The following is a 688-nucleotide window of genomic DNA, read 5'->3' as shown; positions in this document are numbered from 1 at the left end:
AATCCGAGCACCTGCTTCTGCACGGTGGCATCGAGTGCCGAGGTCGGCTCGTCGGCGATGATGATGTCGGGAGACCCCGCAAGGGCGATGGCGATGACGATGCGCTGCCGCTGGCCACCGGAGAACTGGTGCGGGTAGTTGCCAAATCGTCGCTCAGGCTCGGGAATGCCGACCCGGGCCAGCAGATCGATGGCGCGGGTGCGGGCCTGACGTCTCGAAAGGGTTGGATCGAGCGCCAGGCAAGTTTCCTCAACCTGCGCGCCAACGCTCATCAGCGGATCGAGCGAGGCGGTATGATCCTGGAAGATCGCCGAGATGCGTTTTCCCCGCAGCGCTTCGCGCTCTCCCGCGGACATCGCCTCAAAGGCCTTGCCGTCGAAGTTGATCGTTCCCGATGTCTGCTGGAACTCCGGCGCAAGCAGCCCGAGGATGGCGTTGCCGACGGTCGACTTGCCAGCACCGGACTCGCCAATGATGCCAAGGATCTCGCCGCGGCGGAGCTCGAAGCTGACGTCGCTCAGGATCGTCGTTGGGCCGGTCCTGGACAGATGGCGAAGGCCGAGGTTCTCGACCCGCAGCAATACGGGCTGTTGAGACGAGGGCCCGAATGGAGGCAATGGCGGGCGCAGAGTTGTGTTCGCATGTTCGACTGTCATCGCGTCTGGTTCCTTGGATCGAGGCTGCGGCG

1 protein-coding gene is annotated in these 688 nt (G+C 64.2%); it reads right to left on the bottom strand.

Annotated elements, in window-relative coordinates; genetic code table 11:
- Positions 1-656 (bottom strand): ATP-binding cassette domain-containing protein (locus AB4Z53_RS35405; protein ID WP_441600098.1); only part of this gene is annotated, 656 nt, incomplete at its 3' end.
- Between the last annotated feature and the right edge of the window lie 32 nt (positions 657-688).

Source organism: Ensifer sp. 2TAB8 (assembly GCF_052115125.1).
Taxonomy (GTDB): Bacteria; Pseudomonadota; Alphaproteobacteria; order Rhizobiales; family Rhizobiaceae; genus Ensifer.
This window is presented reverse-complemented; position numbering and strand designations above follow the sequence as displayed.